This window comes from Thermomicrobiales bacterium (assembly GCA_037045155.1).
In the GTDB taxonomy this organism is placed as follows: domain Bacteria; phylum Chloroflexota; class Chloroflexia; order Thermomicrobiales; family CFX8; genus JAMLIA01.
The window spans coordinates 166,410-186,256 of record JBAOIG010000005.1 but is presented as its reverse complement, the minus strand read 5'-3'; the positions used below and the strand labels follow the sequence as shown (position 1 = coordinate 186,256).

The following is a 19,847-nucleotide window of genomic DNA, read 5'->3' as shown; positions in this document are numbered from 1 at the left end:
TCGTTGGCCATGACTAACTGTTCCGAACGCGCGGATCGAACACGCTGTAGAGCATGTCGACGGCGAGGTTGACCAGCACGTAGATCACCGCGACGAGGAGGACAATGCCCTGGATAAGCGGGAAGTCGCGGGTAGCGAGCGCCTGGACTGCCAACATGCCGATGCCGGGGTAGGCGAAGACGGACTCGATGATGAACGCGCCGCTGAGCAGACCGCCGATCTGGAGGCCGAGAATAGTAATGATCGGGACGAGGGCGTTGCGGAAGGCGTGGCCCATGATGACCCGCCACTCGCGCAAGCCCTTGGCGCGGGCAGTCCGGACATAATCCTGATTGAGCACGTCGAGCATCGCCGAGCGCGTCATGCGGGCCAGGATCGCCGAGGCGAGCACCCCGAGCGTGATCGTTGGTAGCACGAGATGTTTCCAGGTTTCCGCGCCGGCCACCGGGAACCACCCGAGCTTCACCGAGAAGAGCATCATGATCATGAGTCCGAGCCAGAAGCCGGGAATCGAGACGCCGATGATCGCAACCACCATGCTGACGAAGTCGATCCAGGTGTTCTTGAATGTTGCAGCGACGACGCCAGCGACGACGCCGATGAGTGTTGAGACAGCGAGGCTGGCGAGGGTGAGCTTGATCGTATTTGGCAGCCGGTTGCGAATTTCTTCCGAGACCGGGCGTTTGGTGCGGTACGACTTGCCCAGGTCGCCACGCAGGGCGTTACTGACGAACGATGCGTACTGGAGATAGACGGGTCTATCAAGACCCATGTCGTGGCGGATAGCCTTCTTCTGCTCCGGGCTCGGCGGGGCGAGGTTGGAGAACATCATGTCGATCGGGTCGCCCGGCACAAGGCGCACCATCGAGAAGACGAGGATGCTGACGCCCAGGAGCACTGGAATCGTTCCGAGGAGACGGACGAGGATGAACTTAGCCATCTGACCTTCCAGGGCGAAGAGGCCCGATCTCGCGCGAGACCGGGCCGCCTGCGATTCTCTTAGAGCTCCTGATACGCGTCCAGGTACGTCACAGCGCCCTGTGCGCCGAGGTGTACGCCCTTGATGCTGGCGCTGCGCACGGTCCACACCGTCACTGCGCTCCAGAGTGACACAGCAGCGCAGTCGGCGAGGACGATCTTCATCGCCTCGAGGTAGGCTGCCGCGCGCTCATCCATGTCGGAGGTGCTGCGGCCAGCGACGACGGCCTTGGCGTAATCGGGGTTGTACTTCTGGTACAGACCGAACTGCCCGTCGCCATCCGTCATCATGAACAGGAGATCTGACTCCGACCAGCCCCAGCCCATCAGATCCATCGCGGAGCTGTTCTCCTTGAGGCGGGCGAGAAGGGTGGCAACCTCCATCGTCTCGAGCTTGGCGCTGATGCCAACCTCGCCGAGCTGCCCCTGAATCACCTGGGCAATGCGTTCCTGCGTCGTCGCGTTCCAGGTCCAGAAGACGAACTCAAGCTTCTTGCCGTCCTTCTGACGGACATCTCCGCTCTTCGTCCAGCCGGCCTCATCGAGAAGGTCGTTGGCCTTCTTGGGGTCGTAGTGATAGCCGAACTTCTCGAGGTCGGGCGTATAGCCCCAGTTACCGGTCGGCATAACCCCGTAGTTGCGGACGGCAGTGCCCTGGAGAATTCGTTCGATGATCGTGTCGGCGTCGATGGCATAGGCAACTGCCTGGCGGACCTTCAGGTCATCGAAGGGGGCCATGTAGCTGAGCTTACCGTCGGTCTCGACCAGAGAGAATTCAAGGAACGAGATTGACGTGGACTGATCGGGCTTCAACAGGGTGTAGTCGCTCTTGCCGTCGAACCGGGCGATCTGCTGGGCCGGCGTCGCGAGGAGATTGATCTCGCCCGTCTCCATCGCGGCGACCTGCGTCTGCTCTTCGGGCATGTTACGGAAAACGAGCTGCTCGAGATACGGAGCGCCCTTGTTGTCGTTATAGCTGCGGACATTCACATAGTCTTCGTTGCGGGTCAACGTGATGCGCTCGCCGGGCACCCACTCCTTGAAGACGAACGGGCCGGACCCGACAGGGTTCTTGCCGAAGTCGTCTCCATGCTTCTCGACGCCGGCCGGCGACAGGATGCCGAAGTAAGCGATCGAGATGTTGCCAAGCAGCGGCGAGAACACTTTGTTGAGGTTCATCCGAACCGTGACCTCATCGACCGCATCGGTGCTCGCGATCGCGTCGACCCAGCTGGCGCTCGGGGCGGCAGTCTTGGGGTCAGTGACGCGGTCGAACGTGAACTTCACGGCCTCGGCATTGAGGGGCGTGCCGTCGTGGAACTTGAGATCCTTGCGAATCTTGAACGTGTAGCTGAGGCCATCCGCGGCGGCCTCGTAGCTCTCGGAGACGATCGGCTCGAACTCGAGGTTCATGTTGCGGCCGATCAGCGTGTCGTAAATCTGTGAGAAGACCTGGTGTGAGATTGCGGCGGTCGTGTGCTGCGGGTCCAGTGTGTCGGAGTCACCGGAGCGACCAAGGATCAGCTGGCCGCCGACCTTTGTGCGATCGACAGTCTCGGTGCTGCCAGTTCCGGCGTTGGTGGTCGGGCTGGATTCCGACCCGCCGGCAGCGGGGGTCTCAGCCGGAGCGACGGTGGCCCCGGCGCCTGGAGTCGCGCCGGTTCCGCCTGGAGCGGTCGTCGCGGTGGGGCTCGTGCTGGAGCTGCCGCCGCAGGCCGCGAGCAGCGGCGCGACCAATGCCATGCCGGCGCCAACGACGCCGAACCGCAGCAACGTGCGGCGCTTCACCTGGGTTCCAGGCTCGATCTGGGTATTGTTCGTGTCTGACATGTTCACTCCTCGTTTACCTCACGCGTCCCTCAAGATACAGATAGAGGCTGGCCGGCCTCGCGCTGTAGTTGCGTCTGCTTGTGACCCATCCTTTCCGGCTGGTTGCCGCGTTGCTCGGGGCTACCGCTTGTCTTCGAGAGCAGGGAATAGCGCGAACTGAAACTCAATCCGCAGGGGCGCGTCGTGGTCATCGGCAGCGATAAACTCGCGTTCGAGGACTCCGACACGTTCACGAAGCGCCATCGCCTGCTCCGGGGTTGTGCGGATTGTTCGTCGAGATACTCGTAGTAGATCGGGATGTTCCTTGACGGCCCCCGCATGCACCGATCGGCGGAGATTGCGGGCGGAGACTTCGATTGCGCCGGCGAGAAAATCTGCGCCCGCGCGGCGCTCGTCGGGCTCACCATCGATGTGAAGCAGGGATGGAAGCAGTCGGTAGTAGCGACCGCTCGCCCGGTAGTACTTGTGCTGGATGCCGGATTTCACGATCGCGCCAACGAGCTCAATCATGCCAGCGGCTTCGAGCTCGCCGACATGGTAGTAGAGAGTATTCGACTTGATATCGAGCAGGTCGCCGACTTCTTTGACAGTTCGCGGCGCGGGTATGAGGGTATTGATGATCTGCATTCGGAGCGGATTCGAGACGACGCGCAACTTTTCGATTGAGTCGATCACGTATTCATCGGCTGGTTCGAATGGCGTCAAATCCGCGTCCACCATCACCTTCGTCGTAGGGTTTGGAATGGTCAAATCCATTTGACGAAGTATAGGTATCCGGGTGGACGGTGTCAATGAGGCGGGCTACGTGGCTGCGCGCAACGGCCAGCATGAAATGCCACGCAGCATAGTGCGAGAGCCACTTGTTATTCACTGCCCAGGGGGCGCGCGAGCAACGAGGAATCTCCCCTTCTGTCCGCGACCATCGGTGGGGAGATCCTTCGGCCGCCGCCTCAGTGCTCCGACCAGCGTAAAGTGACTCGTTGACAACTACCCAGCCGCCCTGTCATGTGTCGCCCAGAGGGCACCCGGAGCGAAACATCCGTCCTCCCCGCTGCTGGGTGTATAGACGAGGGAAACGGATCCTTCACTGCCGGGTGCCCTCTGGACGTCGGATGACAGAGGAAGGGGTGGCGGCCGCAACCAACACCGACACTTTACGCTGGTCGGAACACTGAGTAGTCAACCGCACTGATTCTGTGATTCTCGCGGGTTCCCCGATTCTGTCATTCTGAGCGCAGCGAAGAATCCGTTCCTCCCCGTCGGCCGCGACCGAACGCAGGGAGATCCTTCGGCTGCGGCTCGGAATGACAACGAGCGGTGGTGGCGGTCGCACCACAGTGCAGGACACATCACGCTGGTCGGAACACTCAGGATAACAAGGGACAGGGAGGCTGCCGTCCTGAGGCTTTATGCCTGTCGATGCACGAAGACTGAGACTCGACGCCGCCGGAGGTCGCCCGGTTGATCGGCGCGCATAGCGGTTGTGGCGGCGTCGTGTCAGATCGCGTGGCGTTGGTCGGCAGGCAGCGTTTTGCGCGTCAGATAACCGGGTGGAGGAGGCCAGTTGAGACATCGTAGACGAAGCCGTTGACACGGATGTCGTCGCGAACCATCGGAGAGGATCGGATCGCTTCGACATCGGCGCGAACGGTTTCGTCGGGGTCGGTGATGGGCAGAAAGTCGATGTGCGAGACATCGGCGCCGAGATCCTGAAGGAGTTCGTCGCGCATGCGATCGTTCGTGATCTTGGTCATGCCACAGTCGGTGTGGTGAATGACGAGGAAATAGCGGGTGCCGAGCAGGCGATAGGACAGAACGAGCGAGCGAATGGCGTCATCGCTGGCTCGGCCTCCCGCGTTGCGGATGACATGGGCGTCGCCCTCCTGGAGGCCGAGGATCCGGTCGGGGTCGATTCGCGAGTCCATGCAGGTGAGAATGGCGAGCTGAAGGCGCGGAGTGCGAGGGAGCTTTCCCTCCCTGAATGTCTCGCCGTATCGCTCGTTCGCGTAGAGCAGGTGTTCCATCAGGGTCATCGTGCCGTCCTTTCGTTGTCACGGGAGAGGGCTCTGGCAGGAATCGCCAGGGCGACAACCAGCGTATTGTCACACCGCGACGAAGCGGCGGCCAGATGTATGACAACACGAGCCTGTGGCAGGAGATGAAAAACCGGGGCGACCAATTGGCCGCCCCGGTTAGTTGCGCGAGATCAGACCGACGCCATGCGTTGCTGGACGAACTCCAGCGGAGCCTGGCGGCGGACGGGCCGGTACTCGCCGATGTTGGACAGGTGCTCGGCGAGAAGCTCGAGACTCTCGAGGTTATGGACCGGCAGGAAGTCGTCGATGTACGGCAACGCCGCCTGCATGCCGCGAGTGAGCGGCTGATAGCGTGGCGAGCCGAGCAGAGGGTTGAGCCAGATCATCCGGTAGCACGAACGCTGCAGCCGCATCATCTCATTGCCAAGGAGTTGCGGATCTCCGCGATCCCAGCCATCGGAGATAATCAGGACGACTGCGCCATTGCGCAGGACGCGTCGCGCCCAATCCTGGTTGAAGCTCTCGATCGATTCGCCGATCCGGGTGCCACCAGCCCAGTCCTGGACTTCCTTGGACACTCTGGTGATCGCTTCGTCGATTGGTCGCTTCTTGAGAACGCGAGTGATCCGTGTGAGGCGAGTGCCGAAGACGAACGCCTCGACGCGGGCCATATCGTTCTCGATAGTGTGAATGAACTGCAGCAGCAGTCGAGAGTAGCGATCCATCGATCCGGAGATGTCGCAGATGACGACGAGGGAGCGCGGCTTCATCTTGACTTTGCGCTCGGAGATGCGTAGAGGCACGCCGGCCGTCTGTAGCGACTTGCGCATGGTGCGCCGGGCGTCGATGTAACGACCCTTTGGCGTCGCTACCTTGCGGCGCGACTTGCGCATGCCAATCTCCCACTTGAGGCGCTTCATCAGGATGCGAGCCTGCTCAAGCTCCTCGGTGGTGAATTCGGAGAAGTCCTTGGTGCGCAGCGCTTCGGAACCGCTGTAGGTGAGGACGGACTCGAGGTCGCTATCGTCGGCGTCGGCGAGGTCGCCGGCGTCCGATTCGTCATCGACGGCGAGACCCTCCATGCCTTCGCCGAACTCGGACTGGCCGGAGCCATCCTCGTTCTCGGCGTCGTCGAGCCCCTCGATCGGCTCCATCGAGTCGTCAGAGGGCTTGAAGATCTGCTGCTCCTGGTCGTTGGCTGGGCGTTTCGAGCGCCAGTAGGCGTCGAAGAGGACCGAGAACATTTCCCGATCCTCCCCCTTGGTGATGAGGCAGGCTTCCGCGGCATCCTTGAAGACTCGGCGGTTCTGGATGCCGATGTACTTCGTGGAGTTGACGAAGTCCATCACCTGCGATGGGGTGACCTTGATGCCGTTTGCCCTCAGAAGCCGGCCGAACCGAAGCGACCGGCGCAGCAATGTCTGCCCCGGCTCATACACCTGGCCGTGCTGGGCGGAGATCGTGCTAGCCATTGCTTGACGAAGCCGCAACCAGGTCGTCGAGCTTGTTCTTTCGAACCGACTGGACGTCCTCCTGATGCTTGAGGATCGCGCCGAGTGTCACGGAGGCGACCTCGGACGAGAGCTCGCGCTGGGAGAGCGCCATCAGGGCAGCGGCCCAGTCGAGCGTCTCCGCGACGCCCGGCAGCTTGTACAGATCGACCTGCCGCAGATCGTGGACGAAGTGCGAGATCTGGAGCGCCAGTCGATCGTTGATGCCCGGAACCTTCGAAGTGACGATCCGGTATTCCTTCTCGACCGTCGGGTAATCGACCCAGTGGTAGAGGCAGCGGCGCTTCAACGCGTCGTGCAGCTCGCGGGTGCGGTTGGACGTGATGATAACGATCGGTGGGTGCTCGGCAACCATCGTGCCAAGCTCCGGGACGGTGACCTGGAAGTCGGAGAGCAGTTCCAGAAGGAATGCCTCGAACTCTTCATCCGCCCGGTCGATTTCGTCGATCAGCAGGACCGGCGCCTTGCCACGGTGCTCGATGGCCTGCAACAGTGGGCGCTTGATCAGATAGTCCTCGCTGAAGATCTCGGCGATGGCGGCGTCGCGGCTCTCCTCGGAGGCTTCGGCGGCGCGGATGGCGAGCATCTGACGAGGATAGTTCCACTCGTAGACTGCGTGAGAGACGTCGAGCCCCTCGTAGCACTGGAGGCGGATGAGATCGGTCTGAAGAATCGCCGCGAGAACCTTGGCGATCTCGGTCTTGCCGACTCCGGCCTCGCCTTCGAGCAGCAGCGGCTTGGGCAGCCGGAGCGCAAGGAAGATTGCCGTGGACAGACTGGTGTCGGCGATGTACTTCTGAGACGCGAGCGCCTCCAGGACGTCTTCAACCGACTCCAGCGATGGGATTGACTGTGCTGTAACCTGCGACAACGAACGCTTCCTCACTCTCCCCGTTGAGCCGCGACCGGTATGCCGCTAAGCGGGCTGGCGCAGCTTGAACGGCCATCGACCATTACAACACGGAAGTATACCCCGATTCGCGAGCGTGACGGAGATTTCGCAGACGAAGTTCGGCCCGGAACGTCGATTTCGGCTGCTTTTGCGCGGCTGGATGACGGAGACGGCAGTGCCCGCCCCAATTCGGGGCGGGCACTGGCAAGGGGTTCGGCGCAATTAGCTGAGGCCGGCCGCACGCATGAGCGCGCGTTTCGCGTAGACCTGAGCGAGATGAGCGCGATACTCGGAGGAGGCGAAGTGGTCGCCGGCCCAATCCTGGTCGCCGACGTTCTTGACCGCCTGCTCGATTGCGGCGGCGTCGATCGCTCCCGATTTCAGCGCGTCTTCGACACCGGTCAGGCGGGTGGCCCTGTAGGTCGCGCCAGTGAGGGCAACCTTGACATCGTTACCGTTGATACTGGCCGCGACACCGCAGACGGCATAGCCCGAGGCTGGGTGAGCGAATTTCTCGTAGGCTGACGCGCCAGCTGCGGCAGGGAGCCTGATCTGGGTGAGAACCTCGTCGGGCTCGAGCGCGGTGGTGAGGATGTCGACGAAGAAGTCATCGGCGGAGATCTCGCGCTGGCCGTTCGGCCCCTGGGCGACGAAGGTCGCGCCGAGGACGAGGAGGGCGGCCGGCACATCAGCGGCCGGATCCGCATGCGCCGCCGCGCCGCCGATTGTGCCGCGGTTGCGGACCTGAACATCGCCTACGGATGAGACGGCGTCATAGAGGGCGGTGTAGGGCTTCATCGCGTCGTTATTGAGGAAGTCGTTGTAGGTGACACCCGCGCCGATTGTCGCGCTGCCGTTGACCGCGATATTTCTGAGCTCGGCGACACGGCCGATATCGACGAGCAGATCGGGCGAGGCGAGGCGGAGCTTCATCGCGGGGAGCAGCGAGTGCCCGCCCGAGAGGAGCTTCGCATCGGGGTTGTCCTTTAGCGCGTCGATCGCCTCCTGGACAGTGGATACGCGTTTGTAGTCGAACGCTCGTGGATACACAGTCGATCCCTCCCTTTCGTTACGCGTTGCTTGCTTCCTGCATTGCCGCCCAGACGCGCGGCGCAGTCAGTGGCATATCGACATGGTGGATGCCGAGCGGCGCGAGTGCGTCGCAAACGGCGTTGACGAATGCTGGTGTTGACGCGATGGTGCCGGCTTCGCCAGCGCCCTTGACACCAAGCTCGTTCACTGGCGTCGGCGTGACGGTGTGGTCGAGCTCGAACATCGGGAACTGCTGGGCGTGGGGCACGGCATATTCCATCAGCGTGCTGGTGATCAACTGGCCGTTGTCGTCGTAGACAGCGCCTTCGACCATTGCCTGGCCGAGGCCCTGGACGATGCCGCCCTGGAGTTGGCCGGCGACGACGAGTGGGTTGACAATGTTGCCGACATCATCGACCGCAACGTAGCGGATCAGCTCAGACTTTCCGGTGACGCGGTCGACCTCGACGACGGCGATATGTGTGCCGAACGGGAAGGTGCAGCTGGGTGGGTCGAAGTAGGTCGTCTCGTCGAAGAATGGCTCCATCCCGTCCGGCAGATTGACCGGAACCGCCGCCGCGGCGGCGAGCTCCTGGATGGTCTTCACCCGGTCTGGAGCGCCCTTGACCGAGGCTGTGCCATCGACGTACTCAATGTCGTCGATATCCACTTCGAGCAAATGTGCCGCGAGCCGACGGGCCTTGGCGACGATCTTGTTTGTTGAGCGGACGATCGCCTCGCCGCCAACGGCAAGCGAGCGACTGCCGTATGTGCCGTAACCGAACGGCGTCGCGAGGGTGTCGCCGAACTTGAGCTGGACATCCTCGATCGGGACGCCGAGCTTGTCGGCGGCGATCTGCGCGAAGGTCGTCTCGTGGCCCTGGCCATGCGGCATCGAGCCGGTAGTGACGACGACTTTGCCCGTCAGGTGGACCTTGATGTTGGCGCTCTCGAAGAGGCCGGCGCCCCAGCCCTCGGCGGCCATGTAGGCCGACGGCGCGATGCCACAGACTTCGACATAGGATGACAGGCCGATGCCGAGCTGTTTCGAGTCGCCGGACTGGCGGCGACGCTCTTGCTCGGCGCGGAGCTCGTGATAGCCAACCATGTCCAGCGCTTTGTCGAGCGCTGGCTCGTAGTTGCCGGTGTCGTAGGGCAGCATCCCGACGCCGCTATCGTATGGGAATTCGTCCGGAGGGATGAAGTTGCGACGGCGCACCTCGGCAGGGTCGATACCGGTTTCGTCGGACACGAGGTCCATCACGCGCTCGATAACATAGGCGGCCTCGGGCCGGCCGGCGCCACGATAGGCGTCGACCATCGCAGTGTTGGTAAAGACGCCCTTCACCTCGCAGTAGATCGCCGGGATCTTGTACACGCCCGAGAGCAGCCTGCCGTAGAGCGTCGTGGGGATGCCGCCGGATGCGGTCGACAGATATGCTCCCATATTCGCGAGGGTGTGAACGCGAAGAGCGGTGACCTTGCCGTCCTTTGTCGCGCCGACCTCGATGTTAGTGATGTGATCACGGCCCTGCGATGTCGCGACGTTGGCTTCGCTGCGGGTCTCGATCCACTTGATTGGCCGGTTGAGCTTGCGAGCCAGCCAGCCGGCGAGGACATACTCGGGGTACATGAAGATCTTGACCCCGAACCCACCGCCGAGATCCGGTGTGATAACGCGGATGTTCTGCTCCGGCACGCCGAGGATGAACGCGGCCATCACCAGCCGGTGAACATGTGGAGCCTGGCTGGAAAGCCAGAAGGTGAACTCCTCGGTTCCGGCCTGGTACTGTGCGATAGCAGCGCGGGTCTCCATCGGGACGCCGATGAGCCGTTGGTTGCGGATCTTCTGGTGAATGACGACCTCGGCGTCGCGAAGGCCCTGGTCGGTCTCGGTCTCTTTGCCGCAACTCCAGGTGAACACGATGTTGTTGGGTGCGTTTTCGTGGAGCTGCGGCGCGCCTGGCTGAACTGCCTTCTCGGCGTCTGACACGCCGGGGAGCTCCTCCAGATCGAGCTCGACTGCCTCGGCGGCGTCGCGCGCCTGCTGGACTGTCTCGGCAACGACAACGGCGAGCGAGTCGCCGACCCAATGAACCTCGCCCTTCGCGAGCGCATAGGGGGTGTTGATGTTGTTCTGCACCCCGGCTGCCTGCCAGGCGTAGGGCAGGGGCGGGAGCTCGATGTCTTCGCCCGTGAAGACGCCGACGACGCCGGGCATGCCGGCGGCGGCACTGGTATCGATGCCGAGAATGCGCGCGTGCGCGTAAGGGCTGCGGATGATCGCCGCATGGAGCATGTTGGGAAGGACGATGTCGTCCAGGTAGTTGCCACGACCGGTGATGAAGCGCGGGTCTTCCTTGCGCTTCATCGCCCTGCCGATATAGGGCTGCTTCCGTTCGGTTGCTGCCATGTTCGCCTCCACCCGAGTCTAGTCAGCGCTGCGAAACAAACAACCGGAAGACGAGGCGTCGACTAGTCGTCTCCGCCGGCCCGGCTCGCCATCTTGTTGGCGGCGTACTGGATCGACTTGACGATGTGCTGGTAGCCGGTGCAGCGGCAGATGTTACCGTCGATCGCATGGCGGATCTCCGCCTCAGATGGATTCGGGTTGCGCTGCAACAGGTCATAGGTCGACAGGATCATGCCCGGGGTGCAGAAGCCGCACTGGAGGCCATGCTCTTCCCAGAAACCTTCCTGGATGGGATGGAGCTCGCCGTCCTTCGCCAGCCCTTCGATCGTCATGACCTCAGCGCCGTCGGCCTGGGCAGCCAGAACGGTGCAGGATTTCACCGCGAGACCGTTCATGATGACGGTGCATGCGCCACACTGACTGGTGTCGCAACCGACATGAGTTCCGGTAAGGCCCAGGTCCTCGCGGATGAAATGGACCAGCAGCCGGCGTGGCTCGACGTCCGCTTGACGCTGCTGCCCATTGACCGTTATCGAGACCTGCTGCCTGGCAATCGCTTCGGTGGCCATCTTCCCTCCTTCAACGAGGAACGCTCGTGCCGTGTGCTACCACGGCCTCGGGGTCTCGCCATTGCATCTGGCATGGATGGGCAGTCTCGCAAGAACGCAACGTCGTTGATTCCGGCTCGATCGTGACCATGCCATGCCGTCCGACCGGCACAACAATCCTCAGGAACGCGACGGCATAGTAGCACGGTTCGGTGCGTGGTGAAACAGTCGCCGTGACGTGGGACGGTTGAGCGCTACCACCCGTAGGGGATGTTGCGGCGCGAGGTGAGCTCGGGGAACACGCCATCTTCGAGCAGGCGAACCGCCCGCGCACGAAGCGCCTGGATCTCTAGCGGGTCGAGTTGTGGCGCGAGCAGCGCGGATATGGTGGCGTCATCGCGGACACGCCGTAGGCCGGCCGCGAGGTCCTCGGGAATCTCCTCTCCACAGAAGTCCCAGATCACGGTGCGAACCTTCTGCTCAATGTTGAACGTCAGTCCGTGGTCGATGCCCCAGATGCTGGTTTGAGCGCGGTCGCGGAAGCAGTGGCCGGCCTTGCGGTCGGCGTTGTTGGCAACTAGATCAAAGACCGCCATGCGGCGAAGCTCGTCCTGGTGCGAGTCGCGGAAGCTGAAGTAATGGGAGTCGTGCTCCGGCTCGATATAGAGCTGGACGGTGCCGATTCCATGCGGGCCGTCGCGGATGACGGTCGGCGGGATGAAATCCCAGCCGAGCGCGTCGGCGAGCAGGTATGCGGCGTACTCGCGCTGATACAGCGTGCCGGAGGGAAAGTCCCAGAGCGGCGCCTCACCCGCGCGCGGCTTGTAGATCGCCAGGAGAGTCTCGGCGTCCTGGTCGTCGGGATCGGTGAGAGCGACGGCGAAGGTGTAGTTTGAGCCCCAGGGCACAAGCTTGCACTCGGCGATGCCGCCGGAGCGCAGACGATTAAGGGTGGAACACGATCTGGGGTCAGTCACTAGATCCTCGTGATTCAGGCTTGAGTGGTCGTGACGGGCTGTGTCTGGAGCGAGACACCATCAAACGGCAGGGCGGCGCTGACGGCGGCAAAGAACATGGCGGCGTCGTTGGCAACATCATCCAGGATCGTCGATCGTAGCCGCTGGTGCTGGTGGAGCGGGATCGCGAACGTGCGGCGCTGGTGGAGCTGGTAGCTGTTGTCGGCCCGCTCGATTACCGGAACGGCATCCACCTCCCAGCCAATGCTGCGCGCGCGCTTCTTGAGCTGTATCTGGAGGACATAGAAGGCGGCGCGCGCGTCACCGTTATAGAGGTCTCCGGCGAGCATATATTGAAACTGGAAGCCGACACCCTCATCGTCCGGGCGAAGATCCCGACCGTGAACGGTGACCGGGCTGGTCTCCTGCAGCTGCGCGTGAACCTGGTGGCCGAGCGCGAGAGCCGTCTGTCGCCAGGCGTTCCAGATCGCGATGCGTGGGTCGTGGGAGGTGTCGGGAGTCATCGAGCTACCTGCCGTCTTCGAGCGGATACCTGTCCAGATTGTATCAACGCCCCCGGGGTGATCCGCGGTGACGCGAGCGAGTCGGAGGAGATTGGGGGCGTTTGCTATACTCCGACTCAACGATACAGGCCGTATGTAAGGTAGTAGCATCAGTGCGAGTGACCGTCGATCGTATACCCGGGAGTACCGTCGAGCTCGATATCTACGCGGACGATGTCGAGTTCTCAGAAGCCTACGAGAAGGCTCTCCGCAGAGTCTCACGAGATGTGACGATTCCTGGTTTCCGCAAGGGCAAGGCTCCCCGCCACATTATCGAGAAGATGGTCGGCCACGACGCGATCGTCGAAGAGGCCGGCCGCGACATGATGGACGATCTGTACCGACAGGCGATCGAGCAAGAGAACCTTGTGCCAGTCGGTGATCCCCGTGTCGGGATCCTGCAGGCCGAACCGCTTGCCTTCACCGTGACAATCGAAGTCTTCCCAACCGTCACGCTGGGTGACTACGCGAACGTGCGAGTCGAGCCGCGTGAGGTTGAGCTGGAGGACTCCGATGTCCAGGAGGTGCTGGATCAACTGCAGCGGCAGCACTCCGAATGGGTGTCGGTGGCTGAACCGCGCGCTCCTCGCGATGACGACAAGATCGTGATCGACCTGGGCGTGTTCGACGGCGATGAGCCGTTCCAGGAGCCAGCCGAGGACGCGGAGTTCATTCTGGGCGAGAGCTCTCTGTTCGAGGCACTGGTCGAATCAATCAAGATGATGCAGCCGGGTTCTACAGCTGAGCTCACGCTTGCGTTTGACGACGACGATATGAGTGTCAACCCTGCGCTGCGCGGCAAGTCGCTTCGGTACGTGATTACGCTCAAGGATGTGCAGGCGCGGGTGCGGCCGGAGTTGGGCGATGATCTGGCGGCGAAGGTCGGCCAGTTCGATAGCTTCGACGCGCTGCGCGAGCAGATCGAGAAGGACCTGCTGCGCAACAAGGCGATGGAAGCGCGAAGCGAGATCGGCACAGAGGTCATCAACGCGATGTCCGATGTGGCCGAGATTGACGTGCCGGGCAGCATGGTCGAGAAGGAGCTGGAGGATGAGATCACCCAGTTTCGCTCGCGGCTGGCCCAGCAAGGGCTGAACCTCGACGAGTATCTCGCCGTGAACAACCAGACGATGGACGAGCTGCGCGACGAGATGCGCCCGAACGCCGAACGACGAGTTCGTAACTCGGTCGTCCTGCAGGAGATCGCGAAGGCCGAGGGTGTCGAAGTCACCGCCGAGGATATCGGCGCCGAGATCGATCGGCTGGCCGGCGGATCGGAGAGCCCGGATCGACTGAAGACGCTGTACGAGTCGGAGTATTTCCGTGGTCTGCTGGAGAATGAGCTCTTCGACCGAAAGCTGACCGAACGGGTAATCTCGATCGCGACCGAGGGTCGCGGCGCGGTGACCGGGGCCGGCGCGGAAGCACTGGCTCGGGAGCTTGGCGGCGCGGCAGCCACGGTAGAGGACGACGTGCCCGAGACGGCTGAGGCCGACGATGCGCAGGCAATCGAGCCGACTGAGCCAGACTCTGAGGTTGCGTCCGAATCTGCTGGCGCACATGACGTAGATGACAAGCCGGCCGATGAGGACGGCGAGGACGAGCAGGGCTAACGCGCCTGCGACAGGGGTCCTCACTCACCCCCCGCGGTCGAGACGGTTGCCCGCGGCGAAAGGACACGATGGTCATGGACGACGTCTTCTATCCCGAGAATCTCGTGCCGATGGTGGTCGAGACGACCAACCGGGGCGAGCGCGCCTACGACATCTATTCGCGACTGTTGCGCGATCGGGTCATCATCCTCGGCACGCCGATCGACGATCAGATCGCGAATCTCATCTCGGCGCAGCTCATCTTTCTGGATTACGAAAACCCGGAGCAGGATATCCGGCTCTATATCGACAGCCCGGGTGGGAGTGTCTATCACGGATTGTTCATCTATGACACGATGCAGTCGCTGCGCTGCGATGTAGCGACGTATGCTTGCGGGCTGACGGCAAGCATGGGCGCTGTGCTGCTGGCAGCGGGGACGCACGGCAAGCGGTTTTCGTTGCCAAACACGCGGATCCTGATCCATCAGGGTTCGGCCGGCTTCCGTGGCAACGTGCCGGATATCGAGATTGTCGCGCGTGAGACGCTCCTGCTGACAAATCGCCTGGTCGAGATCATGTCGTTGCACACAGGCCAGCCGTTCGACGTCATCAAGCACGACACCGAGCGCGACAAGTACATGTCGGCCGACGAGGCCAAGGAATACGGACTGGTCGATCACGTGCTCGATTCGCCACGGCTTCAGGCGCTTCGCGAGCTACGGGCGAGCCAGGGACTCATCGGGGCGTCGGAGTAGATCAGCAACGTTGAGGGGACACCGCGATGTCTGGGTCACGAGGTGGACGGGTCCATTACCGATGCTCATTCTGTGGTAAGGGCCAGGAGGAGGTTCGCCGCCTGATCGCCGGCCCTGGCGCAGTCTACATTTGCGATGAGTGCGTGCAGTTGTGTCGGGAGATCATCGAGGAGGAAGAGCAGCCAGCGGCTCACCCGGAGCCGTCGTTCGCGCGTATCCCGATTCCCAAGCGGATTTACGAACAACTGAACCAGTACGTCATTGGGCAGGATCGGGCGAAGAAGACTCTGTCGGTCGCGGTCTATAACCACTACAAGCGCATCTCGGCGCAGTCAGACGGCGACGACGTCGAGCTGCAGAAGTCAAACATTCTGCTGGTCGGCCCGACAGGTTCGGGCAAGACGTTGCTCGCGCAGACGCTGGCGCGCATCCTGGACGTGCCATTCTCGATCGCCGACGCGACGGCGCTGACCGAGGCCGGCTATGTTGGCGAAGACGTTGAGAATATCCTGCTGCGGCTGATTCAGGCAGCGGGCGACGTCCAGCGCGCGCAGACCGGCATCATCTACATCGATGAGATCGACAAGATCACTCGGAAGTCGGACAACCCGTCGATTACTCGCGACGTGTCTGGCGAGGGAGTTCAGCAGGCACTGCTGAAGATCATAGAGGGCACGGTCGCCAATGTGCCGCCCCAAAGCGGCCGCAAACATCCTCACCAGGAATACATCCAGATCGACACGCGCAACATTCTGTTCATCTGCGGTGGCGCGTTTGAGGGGCTGGAGGAGGTCATCAGCCGACGGGTTGGCACCGGGCGAAAGATCGGCTTCGGTGAGGACCAGGAGGATACTCGCGACGAGCAGGATAATCTGCTCGCGCAGGTGACGCACGATGACCTGCTGAAATATGGGTTGATCCCGGAGTTTGTCGGCCGGCTACCGGTGGCCGTCTCGCTCGATCACCTGTCACACGAAGATCTGAAACGTATCCTGGTGGAGCCGCGCAATGCGGTTGTCCGGCAGTATCAGAAGTTCTTCCAGCTCGATGATGTGGAGCTGGTGTTCACTGCGGACGCACTGGACGCGGCGGCACGGCAGGCGGAGCAACGCCGCACTGGCGCGCGTGGATTGCGGACGACAATCGAGGAAGTGCTCCTCGACGTCATGTACGAGATCCCGTCGCTCGAGGGTGTGCGGAAATGCATTGTGAACGCCGACGTGATCAATAACCGGATCCAGCCACTGCTGATGACAGTGAACGACCGGCCGATTGAGGCAGAGAAAACAGCCTGAGTCGGGAACAACAGCGAATGCGACAGGGGCGGCCTTCGGGTCGCCCCCTTTTCGTCTCTCACCGAGGCCGGCGGCGCGGAACCGTGAGGAACTCCGCGCGGAAAACGCAGCTCGATGACGCTTGGTGGGCTACTGCGTCGATGCTTTGGCGAGCGCACGAAGGTCGTCGAGGTGCTCCCCGTAGTGATACTGGGTGGCGCCGAGGACGATTCGTGGCTTGACGGCCTGCATCGTTTCGGCAATATGCATCAGGCGGTCGTGAGCATCGGTGAGAAACGCGCGAGCCTGAGCCGGGGTAGCGGAGCGCCAGGGATCGAGACGCTCTTCGTTCCACACGTCGCCGTCGACGCCCGGTGGGAGCGGCCAGTGGGCGGGCTCGCCGGCCGCCATGCGCTCGAGGACGTTGATCGCTTCCTCGTCCCAGTTCGCCAGGTGAACAAGGACATCCTGGCCACGCCAGACACCGACAGTATCGGGTTTTCGCAGGGCGCTATCGGAGATTGTGTCGAGGACACGGCGGAGCTCCAACCAGGAGTTCGCCGCGGCCTGCAACATCGCCAGTCGCTCGTTCATCGAGATCGCCATGTTGGTTCGCATCCCCTCTGATCATCACGTCCCATCGGGCGAAGTATGGACTGCTGGTTACTACCAGTGCCAGACCGGACGGCCCGTGAAACACGAAACGGTTGTACGCTACGCTGAAGGGTCGGCGGGGAGGAGAGGGACGCGACGTGAAGGCGCACGAGCTCAGTTCGTCGGAGATTGGCCCGGAACATCTGGGCTGGATTCTGACGGCCGACCTGCGCGACAGGGATCGCAAGCGCTTCATGCGCAAGGGGGCGACGATCGACGAGGCGGCACTGGCGGATTGGCTGCGGGTCGCGGAAGTCGTGCTGCATCTGATCGAGCCGGAGCCGGGGGACCTCCACGAGGACGTGGCCGGGCGACGACTGGCTGAGGTGGTGGCTGGCGCAGGCATCCTCATCCGGCCACCTGTGCAAAGCCGGCTGAATCTGGCGTCGACGGTGAAGGGCCTGCTTAGCGTGGATCGGGAACTGCTGCTGGCGATCAACAGGATCGAGGGCCTCACTGCGTTCAGCCTGCTCGATCGGCAGCCGGTGCTCCCGGGCAAGATCGTCGCGGGCGTAAAGACGACGCCGATCACGGTTCGGGAGGAGCTCGTGCTGCAGGCAGAGCAGCTCGTGACAGAGACCGGACATAAGCCGGTTGAGGTGCTCGCGTACGAGCCGCAGCGGGTCGCGGTGTTCGCAACCGAGGGGCTGAACGAGCGCACGCGAGCGCGATTCCGTGAGGTGATCCAGAAGAAGCTGCGATGGTATGGGTCGGAGCTCGTTGATCTGCGATTCATCGAGACCGATGCCAGCGCGGTAGCGGCGACATTGCAGGAGTACCTGGATGCCGGCGCGGACGTGATTTTCGCCGCGGGGGGTAATACGATCGACCCACTCGATCCGATTCTGGTCGGGCTTCAGCGATCTGGCGCGGAGATGGTGCACTTCGGGGCGCCTGCGCACCCGGGCAGTATGTTCTGGGTGGCGCGAATTGGACGCACGCCAGTGGTCAACCTCGCGTCGTGCTCGATGTATTCGCGCTCGACGGTGGCGGACCTGGTGCTGCCGACGATCATGACTGGGCGTGGCATCGAGAGCGAAGATGTCGTCCAGTTGGCCTATGGCGGGGTGCTGGATCGGGAGATGAGCTTCCGCTTCCCGGACTATGATGTTGAAGAGGTGGATGAGCCCGATGAGGAGGAGTGAGACGGGGACGTCGATATGCAGGCATACCTGACGTGATGCCACGTATCGTTGCTTCTGGTCGTCCATTACCGCGCGAGTTGAGGAGAAGGCCAATGTCCGAGAAGGTTTCAGTTATCTCTGGCGGGACGATCGTCACATCCGACGGGCCGGTGCGCGCCGATCTGGTAATCCGCGGAGAGAAGATCGCGACGATCACGACCGACGCAGCCGATGTGGCGTCCGCGGACGTGATCGACGCACGCGGGCTGATCGTCGTGCCGGGCGGTGTGGATGTGCACACGCACTTCCGTGAGCCAGACCCACGCCTGGTGGAGGGGTTCGAGACAGGGACGATGGCGGCGCTGGCCGGCGGGGTGACAAGCGCGATCGAGATGCCACAGGCGTCCCCGACGTCGAGCACGGGTGAGCATATCCGTGAAAAGCGGCGGCTGATCGGTGAGCACTCCTTGATCGACATCGCGCTCTGGGGTGGGGTCGTCGGGCAACCGATTGAGCAGATCCAGGAGATGATCGACGAAGGCATCGTCGCTCTGAAGGCGTTCATGCCTGCCTCCAGCCCCGGCTTTCCGCCGGCCAATGATCAGGTGCTACTGGACACGTTCCGGTTCCTGGCTGATTCGGGATCAGACATCCGATTCGGGATCCACTGTGAAAACGACACATTGATGGAACAAGGGATTGCCCGGATGCAGGCAGCCGGCCGCAAGGACGCTTTGGCGCACTACGAGAGCCGGCCGCCGCTGGTCGAGACCGAGGCGGTTCATCGGGCATTGTTCTTTGCGGAGCTGACCGGCGCATGGCTCTATGTCTGTCACTGCGCTTCGGCCGACGCGCTGGCACTGATCAAAGCGGCGAAGGCGCGCGGCGCGAATGTCGAGGTTGAGACCTGCCCGCAATACCTCTCGTTGGACCTCGACGATCTCGTGAAGCATGGGCCGTTCGCGCGGTGTGCGCCCGCCCTCCGTGATCGGGCCGAGGTCGAGCGGATCTGGGAGTATGTCGCCGATGGGACCGTGGACGTTGTGTCGTCCGATCACTGCGGCTATACCGTCGAAGAGAAGCGGGCCGGGCTGGACGATATCTGGCAGTCGCCGCTGGGGCTATCTGGTGTGCAGACAATGTATCCGGCGCTGTTCGATGAGATCGTCAACAAGCGCGGTCTGGGGTTGGAGCGGTTCGTCGAGCTGTCTGCGACCAATCCAGCGAAGGTGTTCGCTCTGTATCCGCGCAAGGGTGTGATTCAGGTTGGCTCGGATGCCGACCTGGCGTTCTACGATCCGAATCGTTCCTGGCAGGCGCACGGAGATGGGATGTTGCATCGCAACAAATGGACGCCGTTCGAGGGGAAGACGATCGGCGCGTCGGTCGTGAAGACGATCGTTCGTGGACAGGTGGCGTTCGACCTGAGCCGGCCGGAGGCAGTGCTATCCCGACCGGGCGACGGGCGATTCCTCGGGCGAGGATACGGGGCGAGCTGACTCGCTGAATGGAGTGACGCGTTCGAACCGTAACTCGCCGTTCGTCCGTCATGTTGAGCCGCAGCGAAACATCTCTTCGAGGTTCGTGGCGGGTCAATTGGGGAGATTCTTCGGCTGCGGCCTCAGAATGACAGGCATACGAACAGGCTGGCGGTCGAGCGTTCCGCCGCTGCGCGGTAGGTAGGAGGCG

Annotated in this window: 17 protein-coding genes; 5 read left to right on the top strand and 12 right to left on the bottom strand. The window is 62.6% G+C overall.

All coding sequences use genetic code 11. The features are described from left to right. Window positions 1-13: 13 nt before the first annotated feature. The 11 genes from nikB to V9F06_11000 form a co-directional block, all read right to left on the bottom strand. The gene (gene nikB, locus V9F06_11050; protein MEI2618139.1) at window positions 14-940 is read right to left on the bottom strand and encodes a nickel ABC transporter permease; all 927 of its coding nucleotides are present in this window, start codon (window positions 938-940) and stop codon (window positions 14-16) included. Between the two features lie 59 nt (window positions 941-999). Further along, window positions 1,000-2,808 carry an ABC transporter substrate-binding protein gene (locus V9F06_11045; GenBank protein MEI2618138.1) on the bottom strand — a complete coding sequence of 603 codons (1,809 nt, stop codon included), beginning with the start codon at window positions 2,806-2,808 and terminating at the stop codon, window positions 1,000-1,002. 120 nt (window positions 2,809-2,928) lie between these two features. Further along, window positions 2,929-3,528 (bottom strand): helix-turn-helix domain-containing protein, encoded by a 600-nt coding sequence (locus tag V9F06_11040; GenBank protein ID MEI2618137.1) that lies wholly within the window; start codon window positions 3,526-3,528, stop codon window positions 2,929-2,931. An 818-nt stretch (window positions 3,529-4,346) separates the two neighbouring features. Then, window positions 4,347-4,841 (bottom strand): carbonic anhydrase, encoded by a 495-nt coding sequence (locus V9F06_11035; GenBank protein MEI2618136.1) that lies wholly within the window; start codon window positions 4,839-4,841, stop codon window positions 4,347-4,349. 173 nt (window positions 4,842-5,014) lie between these two features. Next, window positions 5,015-6,316 carry a VWA domain-containing protein gene (locus tag V9F06_11030; protein ID MEI2618135.1) on the bottom strand — a complete coding sequence of 434 codons (1,302 nt, stop codon included), beginning with the start codon at window positions 6,314-6,316 and terminating at the stop codon, window positions 5,015-5,017. Further along, window positions 6,309-7,226 (bottom strand): MoxR family ATPase, encoded by a 918-nt coding sequence (locus V9F06_11025; protein ID MEI2618134.1) that lies wholly within the window; start codon window positions 7,224-7,226, stop codon window positions 6,309-6,311. Before V9F06_11025 ends, V9F06_11030 begins: the two co-directional genes overlap by 8 nt. A gap of 243 nt (window positions 7,227-7,469) precedes the next feature. Then, a complete protein-coding gene (locus V9F06_11020) occupies window positions 7,470-8,297 on the bottom strand; it encodes a xanthine dehydrogenase family protein subunit M (protein ID MEI2618133.1) in 828 nt (275 codons plus the stop codon). Window positions 8,298-8,316: 19 nt separating this feature from the next. Next, window positions 8,317-10,692 (bottom strand): xanthine dehydrogenase family protein molybdopterin-binding subunit, encoded by a 2,376-nt coding sequence (locus V9F06_11015; GenBank protein MEI2618132.1) that lies wholly within the window; start codon window positions 10,690-10,692, stop codon window positions 8,317-8,319. A 62-nt stretch (window positions 10,693-10,754) separates the two neighbouring features. Then, the gene (locus V9F06_11010; protein MEI2618131.1) at window positions 10,755-11,261 is read right to left on the bottom strand and encodes a (2Fe-2S)-binding protein; all 507 of its coding nucleotides are present in this window, start codon (window positions 11,259-11,261) and stop codon (window positions 10,755-10,757) included. 233 nt (window positions 11,262-11,494) lie between these two features. Continuing rightward, window positions 11,495-12,217, bottom strand: a complete 723-nt coding sequence (locus V9F06_11005) for an SCO1664 family protein (protein MEI2618130.1) — start codon at window positions 12,215-12,217, stop codon at window positions 11,495-11,497. A 14-nt stretch (window positions 12,218-12,231) separates the two neighbouring features. Continuing rightward, window positions 12,232-12,720, bottom strand: coding sequence for a hypothetical protein (locus tag V9F06_11000; GenBank protein MEI2618129.1), 489 nt, complete (start codon window positions 12,718-12,720; stop codon window positions 12,232-12,234). Window positions 12,721-12,872: 152 nt separating this feature from the next. Here V9F06_11000 and tig point away from each other — a divergent pair, with 152 nt between their 5' ends. The 3 genes from tig to clpX all read left to right on the top strand — a co-directional run bounded on the left by tig (window position 12,873) and on the right by clpX (window position 16,401). Next, window positions 12,873-14,372 carry a trigger factor gene (gene tig / locus V9F06_10995; GenBank protein ID MEI2618128.1) on the top strand — a complete coding sequence of 500 codons (1,500 nt, stop codon included), beginning with the start codon at window positions 12,873-12,875 and terminating at the stop codon, window positions 14,370-14,372. A gap of 74 nt (window positions 14,373-14,446) precedes the next feature. Continuing rightward, on the top strand, window positions 14,447-15,106 hold the full coding sequence (locus V9F06_10990) for an ATP-dependent Clp protease proteolytic subunit (GenBank protein MEI2618127.1): 660 nt from the start codon (window positions 14,447-14,449) through the stop codon (window positions 15,104-15,106). Window positions 15,107-15,132: 26 nt separating this feature from the next. Continuing rightward, window positions 15,133-16,401, top strand: coding sequence for an ATP-dependent Clp protease ATP-binding subunit ClpX (clpX, locus tag V9F06_10985; GenBank protein ID MEI2618126.1), 1,269 nt, complete (start codon window positions 15,133-15,135; stop codon window positions 16,399-16,401). Window positions 16,402-16,530: 129 nt separating this feature from the next. Here clpX and V9F06_10980 read toward each other — a convergent pair whose 3' ends face one another. Then, window positions 16,531-16,986, bottom strand: a complete 456-nt coding sequence (locus V9F06_10980; protein MEI2618125.1) for a maleylpyruvate isomerase N-terminal domain-containing protein — start codon at window positions 16,984-16,986, stop codon at window positions 16,531-16,533. 146 nt (window positions 16,987-17,132) lie between these two features. On the opposite strand from V9F06_10980, the gene V9F06_10975 reads away from it, so the two are divergent. Continuing rightward, the gene (locus V9F06_10975; protein ID MEI2618124.1) at window positions 17,133-18,179 is read left to right on the top strand and encodes a hypothetical protein; all 1,047 of its coding nucleotides are present in this window, start codon (window positions 17,133-17,135) and stop codon (window positions 18,177-18,179) included. A gap of 92 nt (window positions 18,180-18,271) precedes the next feature. Then, window positions 18,272-19,657 (top strand): allantoinase AllB, encoded by a 1,386-nt coding sequence (allB, locus tag V9F06_10970; protein ID MEI2618123.1) that lies wholly within the window; start codon window positions 18,272-18,274, stop codon window positions 19,655-19,657. Window positions 19,658-19,847 lie beyond the last annotated feature (190 nt).

Bases quoted from the DNA above. Each gene is read 5' to 3' on its own strand.
- nikB (MEI2618139.1), bottom strand. From the start codon at position 940: ATGGCTAAGTTCATCCTCGTCCGTCTCCTCGGAACGATTCCAGTGCTC.
- V9F06_11045 (MEI2618138.1), bottom strand. From the start codon at position 2,808: ATGTCAGACACGAACAATACCCAGATCGAGCCTGGAACCCAGGTGAAG.
- V9F06_11040 (MEI2618137.1), bottom strand. From the start codon at position 3,528: ATGGTGGACGCGGATTTGACGCCATTCGAACCAGCCGATGAATACGTG.
- V9F06_11035 (MEI2618136.1), bottom strand. From the start codon at position 4,841: ATGACCCTGATGGAACACCTGCTCTACGCGAACGAGCGATACGGCGAG.
- V9F06_11030 (MEI2618135.1), bottom strand. From the start codon at position 6,316: ATGGCTAGCACGATCTCCGCCCAGCACGGCCAGGTGTATGAGCCGGGG.
- V9F06_11015 (MEI2618132.1), bottom strand. From the start codon at position 10,692: ATGGCAGCAACCGAACGGAAGCAGCCCTATATCGGCAGGGCGATGAAG.
- V9F06_11010 (MEI2618131.1), bottom strand. From the start codon at position 11,261: ATGGCCACCGAAGCGATTGCCAGGCAGCAGGTCTCGATAACGGTCAAT.
- V9F06_11000 (MEI2618129.1), bottom strand. From the start codon at position 12,720: ATGACTCCCGACACCTCCCACGACCCACGCATCGCGATCTGGAACGCC.
- V9F06_10990 (MEI2618127.1), top strand. From the start codon at position 14,447: ATGGACGACGTCTTCTATCCCGAGAATCTCGTGCCGATGGTGGTCGAG.
- clpX (MEI2618126.1), top strand. From the start codon at position 15,133: ATGTCTGGGTCACGAGGTGGACGGGTCCATTACCGATGCTCATTCTGT.
- V9F06_10980 (MEI2618125.1), bottom strand. From the start codon at position 16,986: ATGGCGATCTCGATGAACGAGCGACTGGCGATGTTGCAGGCCGCGGCG.
- allB (MEI2618123.1), top strand. From the start codon at position 18,272: ATGTCCGAGAAGGTTTCAGTTATCTCTGGCGGGACGATCGTCACATCC.